This is a genomic window from Streptomyces sp. P9-2, from assembly GCF_051903975.1.
In the GTDB taxonomy this organism is placed as follows: domain Bacteria; phylum Actinomycetota; class Actinomycetes; order Streptomycetales; family Streptomycetaceae; genus Streptomyces; species Streptomyces cellulosae.
The window spans coordinates 2,714,853-2,738,951 of record NZ_CP192633.1; the positions used below are offsets into that span (position 1 = coordinate 2,714,853).

General features: G+C 71.9%; 19 protein-coding genes and 2 tRNA genes. 15 read left to right on the forward strand and 6 right to left on the reverse strand.

The window, feature by feature from the left end:
- Positions 1 to 87 precede the first annotated feature (87 nt).
- Positions 88 to 1,767 carry a hypothetical protein gene (locus ACQY0Z_RS12555; protein WP_439812269.1) on the reverse strand — a complete coding sequence of 560 codons (1,680 nt, stop codon included), beginning with the start codon at positions 1,765 to 1,767 and terminating at the stop codon, positions 88 to 90.
- 80 nt (positions 1,768 to 1,847) lie between these two features.
- Entirely contained in the window at positions 1,848 to 2,834 is a 987-nt protein-coding gene (locus tag ACQY0Z_RS12560) for a CDP-alcohol phosphatidyltransferase family protein (RefSeq protein WP_254586885.1), read from the reverse strand.
- A gap of 448 nt (positions 2,835 to 3,282) precedes the next feature.
- Here ACQY0Z_RS12560 and ACQY0Z_RS12565 point away from each other — a divergent pair, with 448 nt between their 5' ends.
- Both ACQY0Z_RS12565 and ACQY0Z_RS12570 read left to right on the forward strand, forming a co-directional pair.
- Positions 3,283 to 4,962: a stealth family protein gene (locus ACQY0Z_RS12565; protein ID WP_275981100.1), complete on the forward strand. Its 1,680-nt coding sequence runs from the start codon at positions 3,283 to 3,285 to the stop codon at positions 4,960 to 4,962.
- Complete coding sequence (locus tag ACQY0Z_RS12570) at positions 4,962 to 6,668, forward strand: stealth family protein (protein ID WP_189906488.1); 1,707 nt, start codon at positions 4,962 to 4,964, stop codon at positions 6,666 to 6,668. Before ACQY0Z_RS12565 ends, ACQY0Z_RS12570 begins: the two co-directional genes overlap by 1 nt.
- A gap of 70 nt (positions 6,669 to 6,738) precedes the next feature.
- On the opposite strand, the gene ACQY0Z_RS12575 is transcribed toward ACQY0Z_RS12570, so the two are convergent.
- Entirely contained in the window at positions 6,739 to 8,865 is a 2,127-nt protein-coding gene (locus tag ACQY0Z_RS12575; RefSeq protein ID WP_439812270.1) for a hypothetical protein, read from the reverse strand.
- Positions 8,866 to 9,132: 267 nt separating this feature from the next.
- On the opposite strand from ACQY0Z_RS12575, the gene proB reads away from it, so the two are divergent.
- The 5 genes from proB (at position 9,133) to ACQY0Z_RS12600 (ending at position 14,043) form a co-directional block, all read left to right on the forward strand.
- The gene (gene proB / locus ACQY0Z_RS12580; protein WP_254586884.1) at positions 9,133 to 10,260 is read left to right on the forward strand and encodes a glutamate 5-kinase; all 1,128 of its coding nucleotides are present in this window, start codon (positions 9,133 to 9,135) and stop codon (positions 10,258 to 10,260) included.
- Between the two features lie 133 nt (positions 10,261 to 10,393).
- The gene (locus tag ACQY0Z_RS12585; RefSeq protein WP_189906492.1) at positions 10,394 to 10,864 is read left to right on the forward strand and encodes a hypothetical protein; all 471 of its coding nucleotides are present in this window, start codon (positions 10,394 to 10,396) and stop codon (positions 10,862 to 10,864) included.
- Between the two features lie 105 nt (positions 10,865 to 10,969).
- On the forward strand, positions 10,970 to 12,256 hold the full coding sequence (locus tag ACQY0Z_RS12590; protein WP_161232238.1) for a glutamate-5-semialdehyde dehydrogenase: 1,287 nt from the start codon (positions 10,970 to 10,972) through the stop codon (positions 12,254 to 12,256).
- Between the two features lie 74 nt (positions 12,257 to 12,330).
- Positions 12,331 to 12,879 (forward strand): SCO2584 family spore wall biosynthesis protein, encoded by a 549-nt coding sequence (locus ACQY0Z_RS12595; RefSeq protein ID WP_439812271.1) that lies wholly within the window; start codon positions 12,331 to 12,333, stop codon positions 12,877 to 12,879.
- An 87-nt stretch (positions 12,880 to 12,966) separates the two neighbouring features.
- A complete protein-coding gene (locus ACQY0Z_RS12600) occupies positions 12,967 to 14,043 on the forward strand; it encodes an SCO2583 family membrane protein (protein WP_439812272.1) in 1,077 nt (358 codons plus the stop codon).
- A 298-nt stretch (positions 14,044 to 14,341) separates the two neighbouring features.
- On the opposite strand, the gene ACQY0Z_RS12605 is transcribed toward ACQY0Z_RS12600, so the two are convergent.
- Positions 14,342 to 15,463: a M48 family metallopeptidase gene (locus tag ACQY0Z_RS12605; protein WP_189906498.1), complete on the reverse strand. Its 1,122-nt coding sequence runs from the start codon at positions 15,461 to 15,463 to the stop codon at positions 14,342 to 14,344.
- Positions 15,464 to 15,774: 311 nt separating this feature from the next.
- Here ACQY0Z_RS12605 and ACQY0Z_RS12610 point away from each other — a divergent pair, with 311 nt between their 5' ends.
- The 8 genes from ACQY0Z_RS12610 to ACQY0Z_RS12645 all read left to right on the forward strand — a co-directional run bounded on the left by ACQY0Z_RS12610 (position 15,775) and on the right by ACQY0Z_RS12645 (position 20,687).
- Positions 15,775 to 15,939, forward strand: a complete 165-nt coding sequence (locus ACQY0Z_RS12610; RefSeq protein WP_006136080.1) for a hypothetical protein — start codon at positions 15,775 to 15,777, stop codon at positions 15,937 to 15,939.
- A 70-nt stretch (positions 15,940 to 16,009) separates the two neighbouring features.
- Complete coding sequence (gene nadD, locus ACQY0Z_RS12615) at positions 16,010 to 16,648, forward strand: nicotinate-nucleotide adenylyltransferase (protein ID WP_019523116.1); 639 nt, start codon at positions 16,010 to 16,012, stop codon at positions 16,646 to 16,648.
- A gap of 16 nt (positions 16,649 to 16,664) precedes the next feature.
- Positions 16,665 to 18,404, forward strand: a complete 1,740-nt coding sequence (locus tag ACQY0Z_RS12620; protein WP_439812273.1) for a LytR C-terminal domain-containing protein — start codon at positions 16,665 to 16,667, stop codon at positions 18,402 to 18,404.
- 110 nt (positions 18,405 to 18,514) lie between these two features.
- On the forward strand, positions 18,515 to 18,961 hold the full coding sequence (gene rsfS / locus ACQY0Z_RS12625) for a ribosome silencing factor (RefSeq protein ID WP_189906503.1): 447 nt from the start codon (positions 18,515 to 18,517) through the stop codon (positions 18,959 to 18,961).
- Complete coding sequence (locus ACQY0Z_RS12630; protein ID WP_254586881.1) at positions 18,952 to 19,626, forward strand: histidine phosphatase family protein; 675 nt, start codon at positions 18,952 to 18,954, stop codon at positions 19,624 to 19,626. The genes rsfS and ACQY0Z_RS12630 overlap by 10 nt, the downstream gene beginning before the upstream one ends.
- Before the next feature lie 162 nt (positions 19,627 to 19,788).
- Positions 19,789 to 19,861 (forward strand) — tRNA-Ala (locus tag ACQY0Z_RS12635).
- A 379-nt stretch (positions 19,862 to 20,240) separates the two neighbouring features.
- Complete coding sequence (locus ACQY0Z_RS12640) at positions 20,241 to 20,474, forward strand: hypothetical protein (protein ID WP_006136074.1); 234 nt, start codon at positions 20,241 to 20,243, stop codon at positions 20,472 to 20,474.
- A 140-nt stretch (positions 20,475 to 20,614) separates the two neighbouring features.
- Positions 20,615 to 20,687, forward strand: a tRNA-Ala gene (locus tag ACQY0Z_RS12645).
- 158 nt (positions 20,688 to 20,845) lie between these two features.
- Here ACQY0Z_RS12645 and ACQY0Z_RS12650 read toward each other — a convergent pair.
- Both ACQY0Z_RS12650 and ACQY0Z_RS12655 read right to left on the reverse strand, forming a co-directional pair.
- Positions 20,846 to 22,459, reverse strand: coding sequence for a ferredoxin (locus tag ACQY0Z_RS12650; protein ID WP_439812274.1), 1,614 nt, complete (start codon positions 22,457 to 22,459; stop codon positions 20,846 to 20,848).
- A complete protein-coding gene (locus tag ACQY0Z_RS12655; RefSeq protein WP_189906508.1) occupies positions 22,456 to 23,676 on the reverse strand; it encodes a ferric reductase-like transmembrane domain-containing protein in 1,221 nt (406 codons plus the stop codon). Before ACQY0Z_RS12655 ends, ACQY0Z_RS12650 begins: the two co-directional genes overlap by 4 nt.
- Between the last annotated feature and the right edge of the window lie 423 nt (positions 23,677 to 24,099).

Below are 24,099 nucleotides of genomic sequence, written 5' to 3' on the forward strand. Positions count from 1 at the left end.
GGATCCGTCGCATCTTCTGTCGCATTGTCGTAACAAGTGACTCACGAACGCCCGTGGAGGGTGGTGTGAGCCGGGTCCTCCGCCGGGTCAGCGCACTCTGCCGAGGGTGACGCGCCCGGCCTTCTTGGTGAACAGCGCGCCGCCCGTGCTCATCGTCACGTACATCCGGTACCGGCCGGCCGGGAGCGCGGACACGTCGACGCCCTCGTCCCCGGGCGTGGTGAAGTACCCGAAGGGATAGGCGCCGATGTCCCCGCGGCCCCGGTGCGCGCGCACCACCGCCGCGTTCTTCCTCGCCTCGAGAGGGAAGGAGAAGCAGCCGCGTCGGCCCTGGAGGACCAGGTAGTAGTGGGCGTGGCCCTTCTTGTCGGCGTTCCTGCCGGGGAGGAAGAAGACGCCCTCGGCGTGCACCGTGCGGTCCCGCCTCCAGGACTTCTCCAGCGAGAAGCGCACCCCGCCGGTGTCCTCCCCGAGGATGCGCCGCTTGGTCATCCTGACGCCGTTCCCGCCGCCCCGGACCAGGAGTTCGCTGTCGCCGAGGGCCTGGCGCGCGTCGAGCGGCCGCGAGGCTATGAGACGGGTGCGCCGCTCGATCCCCTCCTCGGGGCTCGACACGACGACGGAGGCCTCGTACGTGCCCCGGGGCAGCGCGGTGAGGTCCAGGCCGTCCGGGGTGGCGAACCCGCCCTGTCCGTACGCGCAGACGTACTCGTCGAAGTACTCCCGGTACAGCCGCGGCTCCTTGGCGGACGTCAGCGGGAACGTCCAGCTCCTGCCGCGCCGCTCCAGGACGAGCCGCTTCTGCTCCTCCTTGACGCCCTCACGGGAGACGCCGGGGAGGAAGGCGTGCCCGCTCAGCCGGAGCCCGCCGCCGTCGGCGGCGGCGCGGGTGAGAACGGCGAGCGCGGTGTCGGACTTACGGAGCCGGTCGAGGTGTTCGGCCGCCTTGTCCTCGTCCTCGGGTCCTGGACCGATCCGGACGTCGCCCCAGCGCGGGGCCACGCCCTCGGTGAGCGCGTACACGATGCTCAGGACGGAGGGCATGGCCTGGCGGACGACCTCGTCGTGGCGCCGCACGGTGGGGGAGTCCACGAAAAGGAAGTTGACGTTCTCGTAGGACCGCAGCGCGGGCAGGTAGTGCTTCACTTCCTGCTCGTACTGGTAATCGCCCGGAGAAGAGATCACGTAGATGTTCCGGTCGAATTCCGTGTCCTTCTCGAGGAGATCCCTCATCACGGAATCCATGAGCGCGACGTTCTCGGCCGGCTGGCCCTCACCGAGAACCGCGTCGCCGAGCTGACCGTGACCGTGCGCGTAGCTGCCCAGGAAGTACTGGGGAGTCGACGCGACGATGTTCCGGTAGTCGTACTTGATGCCGTAGTACAGGGCGGCACTTCCGCCCTTCGACGCTCCCAGCAGGGTCACCCCGTCCCGGGACACGCCCAGCCGCTCCATGAAACTCCTGATGAGCGACTGGACGGACTCCGACACCGAGAAGTCCATGTCCCGGGCGACGTAGTACGAGGCCCCGCCGTCGAAGTGGTCGCGGATCCGCAGAATGTGGCACTGGACACTGTCGAGGGCGTTGCCGAATCCGTACCGGCTCCCCACGGACGAGAAGACCACGAGGAGATTGCGGTGGTCCCCGCGGGCGGGGCGGAACTGGAATTCGACGGGCCACTTCCCGTGCGCCTCGGTGGCCTCGGTGAAGACGTGCCGCCGTTGTGCCGCGTAGTTCGGGGACAGTGCCGGGAGGGTCTCATTCATCGCGATCTGCGCACTCTCTGCCGGGAACGTCTGTGCTCGTCCTCTGTGCTCGTCCTCTCCGCCGGGCGGCCCTCTCCCTCTCAGACCAGCGTGGCCTGCTCCGACGGGCTGGACGTCTCGGACGTCATCTCGGCCTCCAGGCGGTCGTACCGGGCCATCGTGCGCTGGAAGGCGCGGGTGGCCAGGAGGAGGCGGTAGACGACGAGCACCTCGAACGCGAGGAGCAGGGCGCCCGCGGCGACCGTCGGCCAGAAGATCTGGTTGAGCAGCGGCGCGACGATGAAGATCGTCATCTGGAACTCGATGCCGCTGAACAGGTGGATGCGGATCCGGTGACTGACGAGGAAGTCGCGCAGGCGCACGTACCCCGGCAGGCGCGTGATGAACGTCTTGGCCGGGGGCACCACGTGCGCCGGGGTGGCGGTCGCCGCGGCGTCGGCCGCGGAGGCGTCGCCGGCCGTCGGCTGGGCGGGGACCTTGGCGGTCTTCACCGGGGTGTCGTCGGCGTCGTCGTCCGAGCCGTTGTCCTGGGAGGTGTCGATCAGGCCCAGTTCCTCGGCGCGCTCACGCTGGCGCCGCCGCATGTTCAGGCGGACCTTCCATATCTCCAGCGCGTCCATGTAGCGGAGCATGTCGAGGAACACCACGGCCACGGCGAGCCATATGTAGGTGACGTCCTCCGTCCGCTGGTACTGCCCGCCCATCAGGGCGATGGCGCACACCAGCACGCGGACGCGGTCGAAGATGTAGTCCAGCCAGGCGCCGAACGCCGAGCCCTTCCCCGTCAGACGGGCGAGCTTCCCGTCCATGCAGTCCAGGATGAAGCTGACGTGATAGACGACGGCTCCGGCCACCAGCCACTGCCAGTCACCCTGTGCGAAGCAGGCCGCTGCCCCGATTCCGAGCACCAGGGCGGCCCAGGTGATCTGGTTCGGGGTCACCCGTGTCCACATGGCGGTCCAGCGGACAAGAGGGGTGGCGACGGGATCGACCAGGAGAACGGTCCACCAGGCGTCTCGCTCTTTCTCCGTGAGGCGGCGGACTTCGGGGAGTGAAGGTACACGCATGACCGTAAGTCTGCATGCTCGCCCGAACACTCTGCGCTCAAACGCGAGTGTGTGCTACGTCACGAATATGATCGCCGGCGGCCGGGAACGGTCGGAATCTTCAGAGGGACGGATAAGTCCGAAGAATACCCTTACGGGAGATGTAAGTGCCGGAATTGACGGTCGCAAACGCAAGCGACGAAGGTGTGAACTCCGCCCGTCGTGGCGGCCCATGTCATCGAACAGGAATGTGACACCGTTGCTGTAAACTTCCCCCCTGCGGCTTGACCCTGGAGGAGCCTCGAGCGCTCCGCGTGTGGCGCCGTATGGGGGTACAGCGCTCGTTGCCGCTGGTCGCCTTGATACCCCCATCATGTAGGCCACGTCGGGACTCGCCGAAAGGTTTGGGATTGAAGTGAGTGTGCGTACCCGCATCGGAAGCAGTCTGAAGTCGCGCACCAAGAGCGCGATGCAGGCGCAGAAGCGCCGGGCGTGGTTGTTGCGGGTCACGCGGCAGCGGCAGGGCCTGCTCCGCTCCGACGCGGGTGTGCGTCAGGTCTCCTTCGACGGCGAGCCCCTGTGGGGCCGGGTGGTCGACGGGTTCACGGCGGCCGGCGCCGCCGCGGACAACCTGGCCCTGGTCGCCGACGCGCTGGAGCGTGCGGAGATCCCCTACTTCGTGGTGCCGGGCGTGTCGCGCACGGCCTGGGCGCTCGGTGTGCGCGAGGCCGACCGCGAGGCGTTCCTGAAGTCGATGCGCGATCTGTACGCGGGCACCGTCGTGTTCGCGGCGCGCCCCCGTCCCGGCGGTGTGTCCGACTTCTCGCTGTACGCCGACGAGGTGTGGCCCAAGTCGCTCTCCTCGGCCCCGGTGATGCGCTTCGGCGTGGTGCGCCTGGGCCCGGCCGGTCAGGTGCTGGGCGGTCCGCTGCTCGGCTGCGACGTGGAGTTCTGGCAGGACGGCGCCGAGGTGCTCGCGGGTCCCGAGGCGGAGGCGGAACTGGCGCGCGTGTCGCCGCAGGCGTCCGCGGACGTGCTGGCCGACTCCCTGGTCGCCCCCCGGCGCAACCGGATATCGGACGTCATGCCGACGAGCGAGCAGAAGTCCGCGAAGATCACGGTGCAGGGCCGCGACTACCCGACGTTCGCGCCGTTCACCGTGACCACGGTGGAGGACGTGACGTTCCCCATCGACGTGGTCTACACCTGGGTCGACGGCGAGGACCCCGAGCTGCGCGCCAAGCGGCAGAAGTACAAGAGCGAGGGCGTCCCGGCGATCCTCGACAAGGAGACCAACGAGTCCCGCTACACCAGCCACGACGAGCTGAAGTACTCGCTGCGGTCGCTGGAGATGTACGCCGACTTCGTGCGGCACATCTACATCGTCACCGACGGCCAGAAGCCGGAGTGGCTGGACGCGGACGCGCCCGGCATCACGGTCGTGGACCACAAGGACATCTTCCCCGAGGGCGTCCTGCCGGTCTTCAACTCGCACGCCATCGAGACGCGTCTGCACCACATCCCGGGCCTGTCGGACCACTACCTGTACTTCAACGACGACGTGTTCGTCGGCCGCAGCGTCACCCCGCAGCACTTCTTCTACGCGAACGGCATCGCCCGCATCCCGTTCTCGCCGCTCAAGGTGGGCGTCGGCCAGCCGCACGGCGGCGAGACCGCGACCAACTCGGCCGGCAAGAACGTGCGCCAGCTGCTGATGAAGGCCCACGACCGCTTCATCACGCACAACTTCATGCACACCCCGCTGCCGCAGGTGCGGTCGGTGCTGCAGGAGCTCGAGGAGATGTTCCCCGAGGAGGTCGGCCAGACCATGCGCTCGCGCTTCCGGTCGCCCGACGACATCGCGATGACCGCGTCGATGCACTACAACCACGCGTACATCACCGGCAAGGGCGTCCCCGGCAAGTTCCGCTTCCGGTACGTCAACATCAGCCGGGACGACGCGGACCGGCGTCTCGAGGGCATCCGGGCCAAGCGCAACTACGACTTCTTCTGCCTCAACGACGTCGACGTGCCGCCGGAGCAGCGCGAAGAGGTCACCGCCCGCATGTTCTCCTTCCTGGAGGAGTACTTCCCCTTCCCGAGCTCCTTCGAGAAGGCACCTGAAAGCACCTCCTCCGGGAAGCGTTGATGTCCCGGGCCTCGCGGCGGATCCGCCGGCTGGCACGCCGAGGACTCGGCGTCGGCCGCACGGTGCGCGACCGGGCCTCCGCGGCACGCCTCGCCCGCCGGCGGCAGGGTCTGCTGAGGTCCGAGGCCGGAGTGCGCCAGGCCACGTTCGACGGCCAGTCGCTGTGGGGCCGGGTGGCCGACGGCTTCACGACGGCCGGGGCCGCCGCGGACAACCTGGCGCTGGTCGCCGACGCGCTGGAGCGCGCGGGCGTCCCGTACTTCGTGGTGCCGGGCGTGTCCCGGACCGCGTGGGTGCTGGGTGTGCGCGAGGCCGACCGTGAGGCGTTCCTGCGGTCCATGCGCGAGCTGTACGCGGGGACGGTCGTGTTCGCGGCGCGTCCCCGCTCCGGCGGTGTGTCGGACTTCTCGCTCTTCGCGGACGAGTCCTGGCCCAAGTCGCTGTCCAAGGCCCCGGTGATGCGCTTCGGCGTGGTGCGTCTGGGCCCGGCGGGACAGGTCCTCGGCGGTCCGCAGCTGGGCTGCGACGTGGAGTTCTGGCAGGACGGCGCCGAGGTGCTCGCGGGCCCGCAGGCGAAGGCGGAGCTGGCGCGGGTCTCGCCGCAGGCGTCCGCCGACGTGCTGGCCGACTCCCTCGTGGCGCCGCGCCGCAACCGCATCGCCGACGTGGTGCCGACCGCGGAGCAGACGCCCGCCAAGGTCACGGTCGCCGGGCGGGACCACCCCACCTTCGCGCCGTTCACCGTGACCACGGTGGAGGACGTGACGTTCCCCATCGACGTGGTCTACACCTGGGTCGACGGCCAGGACCCCGAACTGCGCGCCAAGCGCCTGAAGTACCGGGGCGACGGCGACGCCGGCATCGCCGCCCGCGAGGTCGGCGAGTCCCGCTACACCAGCCACGACGAGCTGAAGTACTCGCTGCGGTCCCTCCAGACGTACGCCGGCTTCGTCCGCCACGTGTACATCGTCACCGACGGCCAGACGCCCCAGTGGCTCGACCCTGACGCGCCGGGCGTGACCGTGGTCGACCACAAGGACATCTTCCCCGAGGGCGTCCTGCCGGTCTTCAACTCGCACGCCATCGAGACGCGTCTGCACCACATCCCGGGCCTGTCGGACCACTACCTGTACTTCAACGACGACGTGTTCGTCGGCCGCAGCGTCACCCCGCAGCACTTCTTCCACGCGAACGGCGTGGCCCGGCTGCCCTTCTCGACGTACCAGATCGGCGTCGGTGCCCCCCACCCCCAGGCCTCCGCCCCCAACTCGGCCGGGCGGAACGTGCGCCGGCTGCTGGAGAAGACCTACGGGGTGTCCATCACCCACAAGTTCCTGCACACCCCGCACCCGCAGCGCCGGGACGTGCTGAACGACCTGGAACGGGACTTCCCGGAGGCGATCGAGCGGACCATGCGGTCCCGGTTCCGGTCGATCGAGGACGTGGCGCCGGCCACCTCCTTCCACCACCACCTGGCGCTGCTCACCGGCCGCGCCGTCCCGGCGAAGTTCAGGTACCGCTACGTCGACGTCGGCAAGCCCCACCTGGAGGAGCGCGTCGAGTCCCTCAAGGCGCGCCGCGGCTACGACTTCTTCTGCCTCAACGACGTGGACACCGCCCCCGAGCGCCGCGACTACGTGCGCTCCTACGTCCACGACTTCCTGGAGTGGTACTTCCCGTACCCGAGCTCCTTCGAGCGCACCTGACGGCACCGCCCGTAGAACCCCCGGCGGGCCGCCGCGCGTCCACACGCGGGGCGGCCCGCCGTTGCGTTCGTCAGGCGAGCTGCCCCGGCCGTTCCGGCGCGGGGAGCGTGATCCGTGCGGGCGTCGGCAGGGCCTGGCGGGGGCCCGGGACTCCCGGAGCCGTCCGGCCGGTCATCCGGGCCCTGTGTGCCGCGGCCTTCGCGCTGAGGACGCGTACGGCCTCGGCGAAGCGTTCCTGGGACGAGGGCTCGGACGGGCCCAGCAGGCGCAGGCGCAGTTCCGCGCGCGCCTCGGCCAGGCCGTCCTTCTCCGGGTGCCGGACCGTCTCCAGCAGGGCAGGGACGCCCGTCGCGTCCGGGGTGAGGACGGTCGCCGCCGCCACCGTCGGGAAGCGGGCGCGGAACGTCTCCTCGGTGAGACCGCCGGTGTTCGTCACCGCGTACGGCTTGCCGCTCGCCAGGAAGTCGCTGATCACGCTGGACACGTCGCTGACCAGCAGGTCGGACACGTCGAAGCAGGAGTACAGCGAGGGGCGGGCGTCCACCACGACCTGGTGCTCCCACTCCGGCAGCGACGCCCAGTACGCCTTCTCCCAGGCCAGCGTCGCCCGCGCGACCGCTTCCGCGCGGCCCGGCGGGGGAGCGGACTGGACGAGCATCCGCTCCGCCTGGTCGGCGCCCTCACGGAACTCCGCGGCGGTCAGCCGGTCCAGCTCGGCCGTGCGGGCGGCCAGCTCCTTCGACGGTGCGGGGCGCGGACCGGAGCGGGCCCGGCTGGCCGCGCGGACCAGCTCCCGGATGCGGCGGTCGGCGGCGCCCGCGCGCGGGTCCACCGAACCGGTCAGCGGATGCGGCTTGTACAGCAGCCGTACCCCCGGGTCCGCGAGCAGCGCCCGCACCAGGTTCTCGCCGGCCTCGATCACCGAGGTGTTGCCCGGGTTGCCGTCCCAGCCCTCCCAGGTCGGCGCGTACAGCACGGTGAGGTACGCGCCCGTCGGCGACCCCGCGTACGGCAGGACCGCGTCCAGCTGCGGGCGGCCGGTCTCCACCACGTCCTTGTCCTCGACCCCGACCTCGGCCAGCGCGTACCGCTCGCGCGCCGCCGGGCCCGCGACCCACACCTCGTCGTACGCCTTCGCGTACGGGTTGCAGGAGGACAGCTTGTCGCTCTCCCCGTGGTTGACGAAGGCGTGCTTGATCGTGGGGATGCGCAGCACCTGCGAGGTCTTGCCGGAGTTGGACGGGTGGATGAGCACCTGGAGCGTGGAGTGCTCCAGCCGCATCAGCGTCGGCACCTTCGGCAGGCACACGATCGGGATGTCGGTCGCCGGGATGCGCGACACCATGTGCCGCTCGCGCAGCACGATCAGCGGCCGGCCCTCCAGCCGGGCCAGCGGCTCCAGCCACATCCCCGCCTGGTAGACGGAGGACGGCCCGCCGGAGAAGTACAGTCCCACCGTGGGCCGGTAGTCCGCCAGCCAGGCGTCGAACCAGGCGAGCACCTCCTGCTCCCCGGCCGGACGCCGCCCCGGCAGCAGCCGCAGCGACAGCACGGCGAGACCGCCCAGTGCGAGCACCAGCGACAGCCCGATCCCGGCCGCGGCGCACCGCGCGTCGTCCGTCACCGCCGTCGCCGTGAGACCGGCCGTCGCGGGCAGCCCGAACACCAGCAGCCGGTGCCCGGGGCGGCGCAGCAGCGCGGGCGGGGCGGGGGACAGGCGCAGTACGGAGGCGTCGATGTTGCGGGTCACCACCGGCAGGGTGCGGGTGCGGCGCACCAGCACGGACACCGCCTGGATCGCGCAGTGCAGGGCGTAGCACAGCAGCAGACCGGCGAGCAGCGGCGCGTACTGCGTCTCGCGGTGCTGCTCGCCGAGCCGCAGCAGGCCCACCACCAGCAGCAGGTCGCGCAGCACATGGCGCACGGTGACGTCCGCGTGCGCCTTGGCGAACAGCGCCGGCACGCCCCGCTGCCAGCGGTACAGCACGCCCTCCACGGCCAGCGAGAGGGCGGTGGCGGCCAGCAGCAGCGGCACGTGCGGGGCGAGCGCCGCCACGGCCTGCGCCACGTAGGCGCCGGCCAGGACGGACGCCGTGAGGAGCGTGGCGAGCGCGGGGCAGCCGGGCGCGCGGAGCAGCGGGAGGCGGGGCCGGCGGATACCCGCCCTGAACCGCCGACGGGACGTGGGTAGGGGCACTGCGGTCACTCCAGGGTCGTGAGGGACGTGCGCTGGGGTTAACGGCCGCCGGCCGGAAGACGACACGCGCGTGTCGCGCCGCCGCAGGCCAGACGGTCTCGCACAGGTGTCCACACCCCGGGTCGCACGGACGGAGTACGGCGTCCCGTGCGCACGGCGGGAGGTGTCCGGCGCGGTGTCCGGAGGCTGGACCGCCGAGCGTCCTTCCGTGCGCTTCGCGTAGATTGCCTGCCGGGCGGACGATCGACGTGAGGGAGCGACGGCAAGGTGGCAGGGGCACGGCAGACCGTGGGCGAGGCGCGCAGGATCGTCGTCAAGGTCGGCTCCTCGTCGCTGACCACCGCCGCGGGCGGACTCGACGCCGACCGCGTGGACGCGCTCGTCGACGTCCTGGTCAAGACCAGGAGCGGCGGGGAAAGGGAGATCGTCCTCGTCTCCTCCGGCGCCATCGCCGCCGGACTCGCCCCGCTCGGGCTGCGCCGCCGCCCCCGCGACCTGGCCCGCCAGCAGGCCGCGGCCAGCGTCGGCCAGGGCCTGCTCGTCGCCCGCTACACCGCCTCCTTCGCCCGCTACGGCGTCCGCGTCGGCCAGGTGCTGCTGACCAGCGACGACATGAGCCGCCGCGCCCACCACCGCAACGCCTCCCGCACCCTGGACAAGCTGCTCGCGATGGGCGCCCTCCCGGTCGTCAACGAGAACGACACGGTCGCCACGGACGAGATCCGCTTCGGCGACAACGACCGCCTCGCCGCGCTCGTCGCCCACCTGGTCCGCGCCGACCTGCTGGTGCTGCTGTCCGACGTGGACGGCGTCTACGACGGCGACCCGTCCCGCCCCGGCACCTCACGGATAGCCGAGGTCAAAGGCCCCGAGGACCTCGCGCACGTGGAGATCGGCAGCGCCGGCAAGGCGGGCGTCGGCACCGGCGGCATGGTCACCAAGGTCGAGGCCGCCCGCATCGCCGCCGCCGCGGGCATCCAGGTGGTGCTGACCAGCGCGGTCCACGCGGCCGACGCGCTCGGCGGCGGCGACACCGGCACCTACTTCCACCCCACGGGGCGCCGTTCCGCCGACCGGCTGCTGTGGCTCCAGCACGCCTCCACCCCGCAGGGCTCGCTCACCCTGGACGACGGCGCGGTCCGCGCGGTCGTGGAGGGCCGCAAGTCGCTCCTCCCGGCCGGCATCGCGGGCGTCGAGGGCGACTTCAGCGCGGGCGACCCGGTCGAGCTGCGGAACCGTGAGGGACGCGCGGTGGCCCGCGGGCTCGTCAACTTCGACGCCAAGGAGATCCCCCTCCTGGTGGGCCGCTCCACCCGCGAACTCGCGCGGGAGCTCGGCCCCGGGTACGAACGCGAGGTCGTACACAGGGACGATCTCGTGGTCCTGCATCCGTAATGCCCTGAAACGTCGGCCCTCGGTGGTGGACGTTCCGCGAAATCGCCCCGAGATCCGCGACGGCCTGCTCAACTTTGTCGCAGGGACAAATTCCGCCCGGGGCCCGGGCGGTCCGTGTGTGAAGGAGGCCGTCGTGAGACGAGTGCGCCCCGGGACGACGGTGTCCCACGGTGGCCGCGGCTCCCGTGCGGCGGGCGAGGAGCGCGCCCTGACCAGCGTCGCGGCCGGGGACCGGCACCGTGGCGGCGAGGCGCGCGACCTGCCCCGCCTGTGGCACGTCACCCTCAGCGTGTCCGGCGAGCCCGCGCCGGTCGCGGAGGTCCGCCGTGCGCTGGAACAGCTCGCCCACGACCATCCGTTCCTGCTGACCAGCCGCTACGCCGACGACCACGCGGAGATCCGCTACTGGGAGGAGGCCCGCGACCTGCACGACGCCGCCGCGGTGGCGCTGCGCCTGTGGGGCGAGCACCGCAGGTCCGCGGGACTGCCGCCGTGGGAGATCGTGGGCCTCGAGGTCATCGACCGCGCCACCTACCGCAGCCGCGTCGCCGCCGGACACGGACCGGTGCCGGCCACACCGGTCGGGGTGCACCCTTTCCGGTGACCCCCGGAGCTCCGTCCGGCACACCCCTTTTGACCGTGAATATCACTGTCTCGGGGTGTGGGACGAACGCCTCCGCCGCGCGGCGGGCGCACTACGCTTCCCCCCATGACCACGCTCTCGCCGTTCGACTCGATGTCCCCGGTCAGCCAGGCCGCCTACCGCGCCAAGGGCGCCGCCGCCACCCTCGCGCCGCTTCCGCGCGCCGCCAAGGACGACGCGCTGCTCGCCATCGCGGACGCGCTGGAGGTCCGCACGAGCGAGATCGTCGAGGCCAACGCCCAGGACGTGGCCAAGGCGCGCGAGGCCGGCACCAGCGAGGGCATGATCGACCGGCTCACGCTCACCCCGGAGCGGGTCCGCGCCATCGCCGCCGACGTGCGCGACGTGGCCGCGCTGCCCGATCCGGTCGGCGAGGTCGTCCGCGGCCAGACCCTGCCCAACGGCATCGACCTGCGCCAGGTCCGCGTCCCTCTCGGCGTCGTCGGGATCATCTACGAGGGCCGGCCCAACGTGACCGTCGACGCCGCCGCCCTCTGCCTGAAGTCCGGCAACGCGGTCCTGCTCCGCGGCTCCTCCTCCGCCTACCGCTCCAACACCGCGCTGGTCCGCGTGCTGCGCGACGCCGTGCACGGCGCGGGCCTGCCCGCCGACGCCGTCCAGATGGTGCCCGGTGAGAGCCGCGACAGCGTGCGCGAGCTGATGCGCGCCCGCGGCCTGGTCGACGTGCTGATCCCGCGCGGCGGCGCCTCGCTGATCAACACGGTCGTGCAGGAGTCCACCGTGCCCGTCATCGAGACCGGCACCGGCAACTGCCACGTCTACGTCGACGCCCAGGCCGACCTCGACATGGCCGTCGACATCCTGGTCAACTCCAAGGCGCAGCGCGTCGGCGTGTGCAACGCCGCCGAGACGCTGCTGGTGCACCAGGACATCGCCGCCGAGTTCCTGCCCCGCGCGCTGGACGCCCTCGCCGACGCCGGGGTCACCGTGCACGCCGACGAGCGCGTGATGGCGTACGCCAAGGACTCCCGGGCCACCGTCGTGGAGGCCACCACGGAGGACTGGGAGACCGAGTACCTGTCCTACGACATCGCCGCCGCCGTGGTCGACTCCCTGGACCGGGCGGTCGAGCACATCCGGCTGTGGACCTCCGGCCACACCGAGGCCATCGTCACCACCTCGCAGCAGGCCGCCCGCCGCTTCACCCAACTGGTGGACTCCACCACGGTCGCGGTGAACGCCTCCACCCGGTTCACCGACGGCGGCCAGTTCGGCTTCGGCGCCGAGATCGGCATCTCCACGCAGAAGCTGCACGCCCGCGGCCCGATGGGCCTGCCCGAGCTGACCAGCACGAAGTACATCGTCACCGGCGACGGCCACACCCGGCGCTGAGCGGCGGCGTCCGGTGGGCGGACGAATTTCCGTACCGTCTGCCCAAATTGACCCCCCAGGTCTACCCTGGACGCGTGCCGGAGGACGTGGGGGGCACGCCGTTCCCTGACGGCGGGAAGCCCGACGACGACCACGACCGCGGGGTGTCGGACGAAGAGTTCGCCTCCGTGGTCTTCGACGAGGCCTTCGTGCAGGCGGCCGCGGTGCACGAGCCGACCGCCGTCGAGCGGCTCCTGGCCGCCGCGCAGGCCAGAGCCGAGGCCTCCGAGGCCGAGGCCCACCGCGCCCGCTCCCGGCGGCCCGACGAAGGTTACGGCTACCGCGCCGGGGGTGACGACCCCGACGACGAGGACGCCGACGACCTCGACGCCCAGTACGGCTCCCCGTACGGCAGACAGGTGCGCTGGCACCGGCCGGTCGCCTGGATGCTCGCCCTGGTGATGGGCATCGGCATGGTCGCGCTCGCCTTCTCGGCGGTCTACCGGGGCGGTTCCGCGCAGCGCCAGGAGCCCGCCCCGCCGCCCGCCACCACCGGCGTCGGCCAGGGCGCCACCGCCTCGCCCTCCGCCTCGGCCGACTACTCCCGGCCGGCCGTCCCCGTGATCCCCACCGGCGGCCCCTGAGGCCGCCGCCCGGCTTGGTGAGAACCTGTCACAACTTGGGTCCCCGGTGCGCGTTTACCGGCACCCCGCCGGACCCACCCTGAAGGTATGGGAGAGCCTTCGGACCCGCCCGAGGGGACACCCGAGGGAACCCCCCGAGGCGGCGACGACGAGTACCGGTCCGTCGTCTTCGACGAGACCTTCGTCCGCGCTGCCCGGCTCCAGGAGTTCTCCGCGCAGGAGCGCATCGCCGACCACACGCCCGCCGTGCGCCGCCTCCCGCCGGCCCGCCGCAGCGGCCTCCCCCGGCAGGCCCTCGTCCTGGTCCTGCTGATCGCCGTCGCCTTCGGCACCGCCGTCTACATGGGCGTGCGCCACCCCTACCGCACCCCCGCCGCCGAGCGGCCCGCGGAGCCCTTACGGATGACCGTGGTGCCCCTCGCCCCCCAGGGCACGGTGCCCGGCGCCCACGACGTGGAGCGGCTGTACGCGCACAGCCCCGCCGCGCAGTTCCGCACCGGCGCCGAGGGCGTCCCCCTCCCGCCCACTCGTCGCACCGCGAACTTCTCCGACGACCAGGTGGTGTCCGCCCTGCTCACCGCCCGGGACTACGTCGTACGGTCCGCCCTGGACCCGGCCGTGGTCACCGGCGGCGAGACCCGCGCCGTGCGGGTGCTGCTCGACTCCGGCCAGCAGGAACAGTTCGACGAGAGCATCGACCGGCCCGCCGCCGACGGACGGCACGCGGTCACCGGCTGGCTCGTCCGCTTCGACCCCGCCCATGTACGGCTCGCCGACCCGCACATCCGGGTCCGGGGCACCCTCCAGACCGCCGAGGCCGACTCCGGCACGCTGGAGGTCACCACCGACCACACCGTCGTCTACGCGCTCCGCCCGGCCGGCGCGGGCCGGGACGCGGAGGCGTCGCTGTTCACCGTCCGCCGCGAGCTGCGGTTCCGCTTCGACCGCGAGGACCTGCGGCTGCACCAGGCGGAGCTGGTCGTCTCCCACGTCCAGGCGGGCCCCCAGTCCTGCGCCCTGGACCCGGCCCCGCGCCTGCACCCCCTGCTCGCCGGCCAGCGCGCCCCGCACAGGCCCCCGCCCGGCACCGACCCCTACGCCCCCGACACCACCACCCCGGCCCTGTGCGGCACCCTGGCGGAGGCGGCCCAGCCCCGGCTGTGAGGCTCGGCAGGCCGCCGGTTCATGCGACCCCCGCCAGGCAGCGGCCGGGACGCGTCTTTGTGCCAACGGTGGCGGGCCGGAGCGCCCGGCGCGGCGCCGCGTGGCCGGCGGGCGATCCGGCCGGAGCGACCGGTCGGGCGCCGCGTCCGCTTCGCGGTGCGCCGGCAGGAGACGGCACACCGGCTGTGCTCGCAGTGCCGGGCGCCCGGCACTGCGAGGCCGGCGGGCCTGCGCGCCCGGACGGCGCGTCGCCCCGTCCCACGCCCGGCCGAGGCGTCCCACGCCCGGCCGAGGCGTCTCACGCCTGGTCGCGCGGCGGGGTCCCGTCCGTGCCGGTGTCCGTGTCGTCGCCGGCGTCCGGGCGGGACGGGCCCGGCCTGGAGGCCGTGAAGCCGCCGAAGCCGCGGCGGACCCGGTCGCCCAGGTCGCCGGCGCCGCCCGCGATGTCGCTGACCAGCTTCATCAGCGGGTCCTTGGAGGTCCGCACCTCCTCCGCGTAGGTGCTCGCCGACTCCCGCCAGGAGTCCCGGACCGACGCGTCCTTGTCGTCCTCACGGCGCGGGTAGTGGCCGTCCATGATCCGCTGGTGGTCGCGGGAGGCCGCCCACTTCTTCAGCTCGGCCGCCCGCACCGTGGTGAACGGGTGCGAGCGCGGCAGCACGTTGAGGATCTTCAGCACGGAGTCGCGCAGGTCCCCGCCCGACTCGTACTCCTCGGCCTGCTCCAGGAACGCGTCCACGTTCATCTCGTGCAGATGGTTGCCGCCCGCGATCTTCATCAGGCCGCGCATCGACGCCTGGACGTCCTGCCCCACCAGCAGCCCCGCCCGGTCCGCGGACAGCTCCGACTTGCGGAACCACTCCCGCAGCGCGGTCACGATCGCCATGATCGCCACGTTCCCCAGCGGGATCCAGGCGACCCGGACCGCCAGCGACGTCAGGAACAGCAGGACCGTCCGGTACACCGAGTGACCGGACAGCGCGTGCCCGACCTCGTGCCCGACGACCGCCCGCATCTCCTCCTCGTCGAGCAGCTCCACCAGACCCGTGGTCACCACGATGATCGGCTCGTCGAGACCGATGCACATCGCGTTGGGGACCGGGTCCTGGTTGACGTACATCGGCGGGACCTTCTCCAGGTCCAGGATGTAGCAGGCGTCCCGCAGCATGTCGTTGAGGTGCGCGAACTGCCGGTCCGAGACCCGCACCGAGTCGGACAGGAACAGCAGCCGCAGACTCCGCTCGGGCAGCAGCCCGCTCAGCGCCTTGAAGACCGTGTCGAACCCGCTCAGCTTCCGCAGCGCCACCAGCGCGGACCGGTCGGCGGGGTGTTCGTACGCACGCGAGGAGATTCCGGGGAAACGCCTGCGCTGCCTGCCGGGCACCCTCTCGTGCCCGTTGTGCCGGTGGCCGTCGGACATGTATCCCCCATGTGCGTCTGATGGACCTGCGCGGCCGCCGGTGCGGCCCGTACGCTCCCCCCGCGGCGGGACCCAGCCTAGGCGGGATTCCCGTACGCGGGCAGAGGGGAAGGCCGCTCCGTGCGGCCCCACGCGGAAGGACGACCGGGAACCGGCAACGGTTGCCTTCCGCCGCCGCACCGGCGCCGGCACGGCCCCCGCCGGGACGCCGCGCGCCCGCAACGGCGGAGTCGGCGTGATCGCCGCGAAGCCGCCCGCATACGATGAGCGCACGTCTTTATCCCGCCCACACGCGATAGGTCCTGCCGAAGATGAGCTTCCCCAGCACCGCTGCCCAGATGGTCACCCTCGCCGCCGAGGGCGGAGAGCACGGCGGCAACCACGAGAGCCTCAGCCCCTACCTCACCGGCGGCGGCGCCCTGTTCGTGCTGCTGCTCCTGCTGTGGATCACCACCCGCTTCAACCGCGACCGCTGAGCCGCCGGCCCCCCGCCCCGAGGGCACTGGCGGGCGGGGTCCACAGGCGGGGCCGGTAGGGTCTGCACGCATGGGAGAGCAGGACATGCCTACCGGCCCCGGCACCGGCCCGGTCGCGCGGGGCAAGCGCCGTCTGGGCGTCATGGGCGGCACTTTCGACCCGATCCACCACGGGCACCTGGTGGCGGCCAGCGAGGTGGCCGCGCAGTTCCACCTCGACGAGGTGGTCTTCGTCCCCACCGGGCAGCCGTGGCAGAAGAGCCACCGCGCGGTCTCGCCGGCCGAGGACCGCTACCTGATGACGGTCATCGCCACCGCCGAGAACCCGCAGTTCTCGGTCAGCCGCATCGACATCGACCGCGGAGGACCCACCTACACCGTGGACACCCTGCGCGACCTCGACGCGCTCAACCCGGACACGGACCTGTTCTTCATCACCGGCGCCGACGCCCTCGCCCAGATCCTGACCTGGCGCGACAGCGAGGAACTGTTCTCCCTGGCACACTTCATCGGCGTGACCCGGCCCGGCCACCATCTGACCGACGCCGGCCTGCCCGAGGGCGGAGTCTCGCTCGTGGAGGTCCCGGCCCTCGCCATCTCCTCCACGGACTGCCGTGCGAGAGTCGCCAAGGGCGACCCCGTCTGGTACCTGGTGCCGGACGGCGTCGTGCGCTACATCGCCAAGCGCCAGCTGTATCGCGGCGAGTGAGCCGAGAGGGGCACCGGTGAACGACGGATACGACGCGGGGTACGGGGACGGGGGCCCGTACGAGCTCGTCGGCTACGACGAGTACGGCCGGCCGGTCTACCGGCAGGCGGCCGACCAGCAGACGCAGCAGCAGTACGACCCCTACGGCCAGCAGCAGGGCGGCCAGAACCAGCAGAACCAGCAGGGTTACGGCTACGACCCGTACGCGACGGGCGCCCACCAGCAGCCCGCCTACGACCCGTACGGGAACGGCGGCGGCTACGGCTACGACCCCTACGCGACGGGCGGCCATCAGCAGCCCGCCTACGACCCCTACGGGCAGGGCGCGCACCCCGACGCCACCGGACAGCAGCCCCGGGTCACCGAGCAGACCGCGTACATACCGGAGCAGCCCCCCGCCCCCGAGCGGACCGCGCACATCCCGCAGCAGGCCCGCCCGGCCGACGACGACGGGAGGGACGAGGACGGCTCCGCCCCCGAGTACCGCACCGAGCAGTTCGCCTTCGTCGAGGAGCCCGACGGCGACTCCGAGGACGTCATCGACTGGCTCAAGTTCACCGAGAACCGCACCGAGCGCCGCGAGGAGGCCCGCCGCCGCGCCCGCAGCCGGATCATCGCGCTGACCGTGGTGTTCGCGCTGGTCGTCGCCGGCGGCGTCGGCTACCTCTGGTACGCCGGGAAGCTCCCCGGCCTCTCCTCCTCCGACAAGGGCACCGGCACCACCACGGCCGCGGGCGCGCAGAAGCGGGACGTGCTCGTCGTCCATCTGCACGACACCGAGAACGGCGGCACCTCCACCGCCCTGCTCGTCGACAACGCCACCACCAAGCAGGGCACCACCGTGCTGCTGCCCAACTCCCTCGCCCTCACCGCCGAGGACGGCACCACCACCACGCTCGCCAAGTCCGTCGAGGACGACGGCTCCGAGGGCACCAGGTCCGCCCTCGACACCGTCCTCGGCACCGACATCGAGGGCACCTGGCGTCTGGACACCCCCTTCCTGCTCACCCTCGTCGACCTGGTCGGCAACATCGAGGTCGACACCGACACCGACGTGCCCGACCCGGACGCCAAGAAGAAGGGCCAGGCGCCGCTGGTCAGGAAGGGCAAGGGCCAGACCCTCAGCGGCAAGATGGCCGTCGCCTACGCCACCCACCGCGGCCCCGGCGAGGCCCAGGACGCCCAGCTGGAGCGGTTCGGGCAGGTGCTGCACGGGGTGCTGCGCAAGATGACCTCCGACCCGGACGCCGCCACGACCACCGTGCAGACCCTGGGCCAGATCATCGAGCCGCCGCTGACCGACGCGGACCTCGGCGCCTTCCTCGCCGGGCTCTCCGACCTCGCCAAGGGCGGCGACCACCGCACCGCGCTGCTGCCCGTCGAGGAGGACGGCACGCTCACCGACGAGGCGAGCGAGAGCGTCGTCAAGGACGTCCTCGGCGGCACCGCCAAGAGCCCCGACCGGGACGCCGCGGTCACCGTCTCCGTGCGCAACGCCACCGGCGACAAGGACAACGCCGAGCAGGCGCGCGTGGTGCTCCTCAACGGCGGCTTCACCTTCCTGGAGGGCGGCACCGCCGGCTCCGCCGAGGCCACCTCCGAGGTCGTCTACGCCGACCCGGCGGAGAAGGAGAACGCCACCGAGGTCGCCAAGACCCTGGGCCTGCCCGCCGACGCCGTCACCAAGGGCAAGATCTCCGGCAACGCGCGCGTGGCGGTCGTCCTCGGCCAGGACTACGACCCTGGCACGGAGTAGCAGGCGGCGACCGGAGGCGACGGGAGGCGCACCCCGCGTAATGACGTGGGGTGCGCCCGGCGGTCCGTGAGACCCTGGAGGTCAACCGACCGTCGACCGAAAGCCACGCAGTGACCGCAACCGACCGTTCCATCGAGCTCGTCACCACCGCCGCCCAGGCGGCCGCCGACAAGCTCGCGCACGACATCGTCGCCTACGACGTCAGTGACGTGCTGTCCATCACCGACGCATTCCTGCTGGCCTCCGCGCCGAACGACCGCCAGGTCAAGTCGATCGTCGACGAGATCGAGGAGCGGCTCAGCAAGGAGCTCGGCGCCAAGCCGGTCCGCCGCGAGGGCGACCGCGAGGCCCGCTGGGTGCTGCTCGACTACGTCGACATCGTCGTCCACGTCCAGCACAGCGAGGAGCGGGTCTTCTACGCCCTGGAGCGGCTCTGGAAGGACTGCCCCGAGCTGGACCTCCCCGAGGACGCCAAGGCCACCCGCGGCAAGGCCGCCGAGCACGCCAAGCTCCAGGAGGCCGAGGAGGCGACCGGCCCGGGAGGTGAGTGGCGGTGAGCGCCACCGGTGAGGTGGGCGGCTCCGCGCGCCGGGGCCGCCGCGTCATCCTGTGGCGGCACGGCCAGACCTCCTGGAACGTGGAGCGCCGCTTCCAGGGCTCCACGGACGTCGAGCTGACCGAGACCGGCGTGGCCCAGGCCCGCCGGTCCGCCCGTCTGCTGGCGGGCCTGAAGCCCGACGCGATCGTCGCCTCCGACCTCAAGCGGGCCGCCGCGACCGCCGCCGAGCTGGCCGCGCTCACCGGCCTGCACGTCGTCCACGACGAGGCGCTGCGGGAGACCTACGCGGGCGTCTGGCAGGGCCTGACGCACGACGAGATCATCGCCCGCTACGGCGAGGAGTACGCCGCGTGGAAGCGCGGTGAGCCGGTCCGCCGCGGCGGCGGCGAGCTGGAGACCGAGGTCGCCGACCGCGCCGCCCCCGTGGTGCTGCGGCACGCCGAGAAGCTCCCGGAGGACGGCACGCTCGTGGTGGTCAGCCACGGCGGGACCATCCGCACCACCATCGGCCGGCTGCTCGGCCTCGACCCGCGCAGCTGGGAGAGCCTGGGCGGCCTCAGCAACTGCTGCTGGTCCGTCCTCGGCGAGGGCGCCAAGGGCTGGCGGCTGATGGAGCACAACGCCGGCACCCTGCCCGAGCCGGTGCTCGGCGACGACGACTGACGACGGCCGTGCCCGCCGCCGGGGCCTCCGGCGGCGGCCGTACGACCCGCCCCGCGCCGTCCCGGACCCGGATTTCACTTTCTGGCAGGTCGCAGGCTAAAGTTCTTCTTGTTCGCCCCGCCGAGCGGGGCGAAACCAGGAAGTCACTTCATGTGGCGGCCAGGGGCTATAGCTCAGTTGGTAGAGCGCCTGCATGGCATGCAGGAGGTCAGGAGTTCAATTCTCCTTAGCTCCACATGGTGAAGATCCCGTCTCCCTCAGCGGAGGCGGGATCTTTTGTCGTCCGCGGGTGAGCGTGGCGGCGTCCTCCGACGTATACCTCTACGAGGCGTACAGCCGTGTCCCTACCGGTACCACGGCGTCGCTGACCGTATTGGCCCGGTCGTGGCAGAATCAAACGACCGGAAGGGGGCGCGGCCCGACGGGAGGGAGTTGTGATGCCTGCGAGCATCCTCGAGGGGGTCGACCACCTCCTCGGAGCGGTGTCGACCCGACGGACCTCTACGCGTCTCAGCTGCCCTTCCTGCGGTTCCGCACACGTCGCCCAGGTGCTGGGCGACAACGGCGGGATCTCCTACGTGTGTACGGCCTGCGGCCACAGCTGGAGCTGACCGATGGGTGCACACAGGCGGAAGTGCGACTGGTGCGGCAGCGGCACGCCCATCGTCCGCGACATGGAGCCGATCAACCCCGACTACCAGTACTGGTGCGAGGAGTGCGCGCGGGCGCTGATCATAAAAGGCGACCCCATCGAGACGTACCGGGAACTCGAGGGGGAGCCGATCTACGGCCGGCTCCTCGAGGAGCACTGCACCCTCAAACGCTTCTACTCGTTCGTGACGGCGTGAGCGCCTGAGCGTGGGGGAGCGCCCCTCCGGGGGCGGTCCTTCCGGGCGGAAGCGGGCGAAGCGAAACCGATTTGGTGTTGGGCCAGGGTGACCGTGTAAAGTTGGCGTCGCCGCCGGGGAAACCCGGGGGAACACCGCAAGGGGCTATAGCTCAGTTGGTAGAGCGCCTGCATGGCATGCAGGAGGTCAGGAGTTCAATTCTCCTTAGCTCCACAGAAGTCGAGGGCGGATCATCCGAACGGATGGTCCGCCCTCGGTCGTTGTGTGCCGAGGGGTGTGTGTCGCGGGTCACCCCGTACGCGAACGGCCCTCTCCGGCGGCCTCGGACCGCCGGAGAGGGCCGGCTGCGTGTTGCCCCCCTGTCCGGCGCGTCAGCGCCCCAGAGCGCGCCTCCCGCGGCCCTGGGAGAGCACCGGGAGGTTCCGGGACGGCGCCTTCGCCTGCGGGGCCGAGTCCTCGATGCGCAGGGCCAGCGCCGGGCAGCGGCGCACCGCGCGCAGCGCCTTCGCCTCCGCGTACCGCGGCACCTGCGCCTGAGCCACCGTCGGGAAGCCGTCCGCGCCGAGCTGGAACACCTCGGGGAGGATGTCCGCGCAGAGCCCGTGGCCCCGGCACAGCGTCCAGTCGACGAAGATCTTCTGCCGGCTCGGGCCGTTCTTCTCCTCGTCCTCGCCGCCCGGGATGCCCGTCGGCGTCGCGCCGCCCTCGAACAGCGGCAGCACGCCGGCCACGGGCCGCCCGCAGCCGTTGCCGAGGGCGTGCAGCGCGATGTCCTCGGTGAACGCCTTCAGAGTCGACTCCAGGAACATCGCCGAGCCGTCCGGGTGCGAACAGGCCCCCCGCCGCTTCACGTTCGTCGCGACCTGCCGGACCGCCTCCAGCGCGGCCGCCCCGCCGCCGTTCAGGATGTCCTCCAGGCCGCGCGCGGCGGCCGGGAGCCCCAGGTAGCAGGGGCCGCACTGGTTGGCGCTCTCCTGCGCCAGCCACTTGGCCACCATCAGCGACTCGCCCAGCGGACAGGTGTCCTGACTGATCGGCAGGATCGCGCCCGCGCCCAGCGAACCGCCGACCGCGTCCAGCGAGTTGCGGGAGACGATCGCCTCGTTCACGGTCGCCGCGTCGATCCACTTGCCGTGATAGCCGCCCGTCAGCACGCCCTGCGGGACCGGCGGGGCGCCGGCCAGCTGGAGCACGTAGCGCAGCGGCACGCCGGTGGGCACCTCGACCACCATCGGGCGGGCCACCGCACCGGACACCGTGAGCATCACGGTGCCCGGCTCGTCGTACAGGCCGGTGTTGCCGTAGCGCTCCGGGCCGATACGGGCGGCGATGGCGAGCTGGGCGAACGTCTCGGCGTTGGACAGCAGCGTGGGCGCGCCGCCCACACCGCTCTTGGAGGCGCTGGTCTTGCGTCCCGGCGGGATGGCCGGGCCGCCGTCGATGGAGCGGATCAGGGAGGCGGCGGCCCCCGTCACCATGCGCACCGGGTTGCGCTGCACCCGGGCGCGCAGCGCCGAGCGGCGGCCGTTGCTCAGGCCGCGCTCGGCGAGCGCCTGTTCCATCGAGCGCTGGGTGGACTCACGGGTGACCCCCACCACGAGCGTGCGGGCACCCATGGCCTCGGCGCACAGCAGCGCGCCGTCCAGGATGAGGTGCGGCGCCCGGTTGATGAGCACCGTGTCCTTGCGGCAGGCCGGTTCGTCCTCGCTGCCGTTGACGACGACGACCGGCCGGACGCCGCGCTTGATCGCCGATTCGGCGACCGAGCGCAGCTTCTTGTGGAAGGGGAAGCCCGCGCCGCCGCGGCCCCTGAGGTTGATGCGTTCGGCGAGCTGCGCGAGCTGCTCACCGCCCAGGGGCTCGAGCGGGCCGTGCACCTTGAGGTGCATCTGCAGATCGAGCCGGTCGACAAGGTCGAAGCCCGACGTGAGCTGGGGAAGTCCGACGACGCGGACTTCGGGAACGTCGGGCAGGGCCTCGTTCAATTGAAGCCTCCGGAAGGCGTGTTCCAAGGTTCGCCCGACCCCGGTGCGTCGAAGTCGTAGGTCGACGAGGGCACACCGGGGGTTGGTGCATTGGCGGGACCGCTGTTGTACGTGTCACCCGGGTTGTACGTGCCGTAGAGGCCGTTTGTCTCAGCGGTGTCGTACACATCACTCGACCCGTAGCCGGAGGCGACCGAATTGTTGTAGGTCGGGATGTTGTATCCGGTGTCGTTGAGCGGGTCGTAGGCCGACGGAGGGGCCTCGCCGACCGGCGGCGGGGACGGGATCGGCCAGCTGCCCGAGGTGCTGGAGGGCGAGTCCACCCGGGGTATCGCCTCCGTGGCCTGGAGGTCCGGCATCTCCATGCGGGCGGTGGCGTCCGTGAGCGGGTTCTGCGCGGCGGACTGCCGGGGGGACACCGCGCGGTAGGCGGCCGCGAAGCCGTTCGCCGGTTCCGGGGCCGGCGCGGACTCGGGCGCCTCGTACGACGGGCGCTCGGCGCGCGGCCGCCGCTCGTCGCGGGCGCCGCCGTAACCGGGCAGGGCGGACTCGGCGTTGCGCGCTCTGGCCTCGTCCAGCCGGGCGCCGGGCTGCTGGTCCAGGCCCAGCATCGAGGTGATCTTGTCGGCGACCTTGCGCTTGACCGGGCGCGGGGAGGCCCGCAGCACCAGGGCCGCGAACACGCCGAACAGCGACAGGCCGTACAGGATCATGAAGATCGGCTTGGCCGCTCGACCCGCGTAGAGCCCGTGCACCAGCGCCGCGCACCAGGCCGGATAGGCCAGCATGTGCACCGCGCGCCAGCGGGCGGCGACCTCCGCCGGGGAGGCGAAGCGGTTGCGCAGGATGCCGGTGATCGCCACGAAGATCATCAGCATGCCGGCCAGGGTGCCGAGGCCGATCAGGAAGCTCCGGCCCATGACGGCCTCGTCGTCGGTGAGGACGAGCCCGAAGGGGATCACGGCCGCGATCCACGAGGTGTGGTCCAGCGCCAGCTTGACCACGATGTGGATCAGCAGGAAGACGACGGACGCGACCGCCGTGGTGCGGTGCACCGCCTGCGCGAGGATCCGCTGCCGCGGGCCGAGCAGGATCCGGTCCTGCGCCACGAGTCCCCAGATCACGGAGCAGCTGAGACAGACGAGCGACAGGACGCCGACGCCGAAGTTGAGGAAGTCGACGAACCAGTCGTCCGCCGTGCTGTCGTCCGGCCTCACGACGCACCTCCGGACGTCCGGACGCACAGCGGGTACGACGGAGTCGCAGCCGACCTGCCCCGGGAGGGGGGTGGGCTGCCGAGTGGACGAGGGTTCATGGGGGCAACTCCGAACGGTTCGGTAAAGCGGTCCCGCTGCCGAACTCTAAGCCTCGTCGTACCCGTCAGTACCAGGTTTGAGTTATTGCGCTGTTATCAAAAGACAATGAGGCCGTTGTGTTGTCCCTTAGGGGTTGTTACGCGAAGTAACTTTTGACCTTTGTTCAGTGCGTTGTGGAAGGGCGTCGCGGCGAGATCCGTCCCTGCGGTACCCTGACCCCATGCGTGCCGTACGCCTTCTGCTTAGCGAGCCGCGCTGATCAGTCCCGACCGCCGATGTTCCGGCAGGTCGGAATCGGCGCGGCGTCCCCTCCTGTGCGAGGGG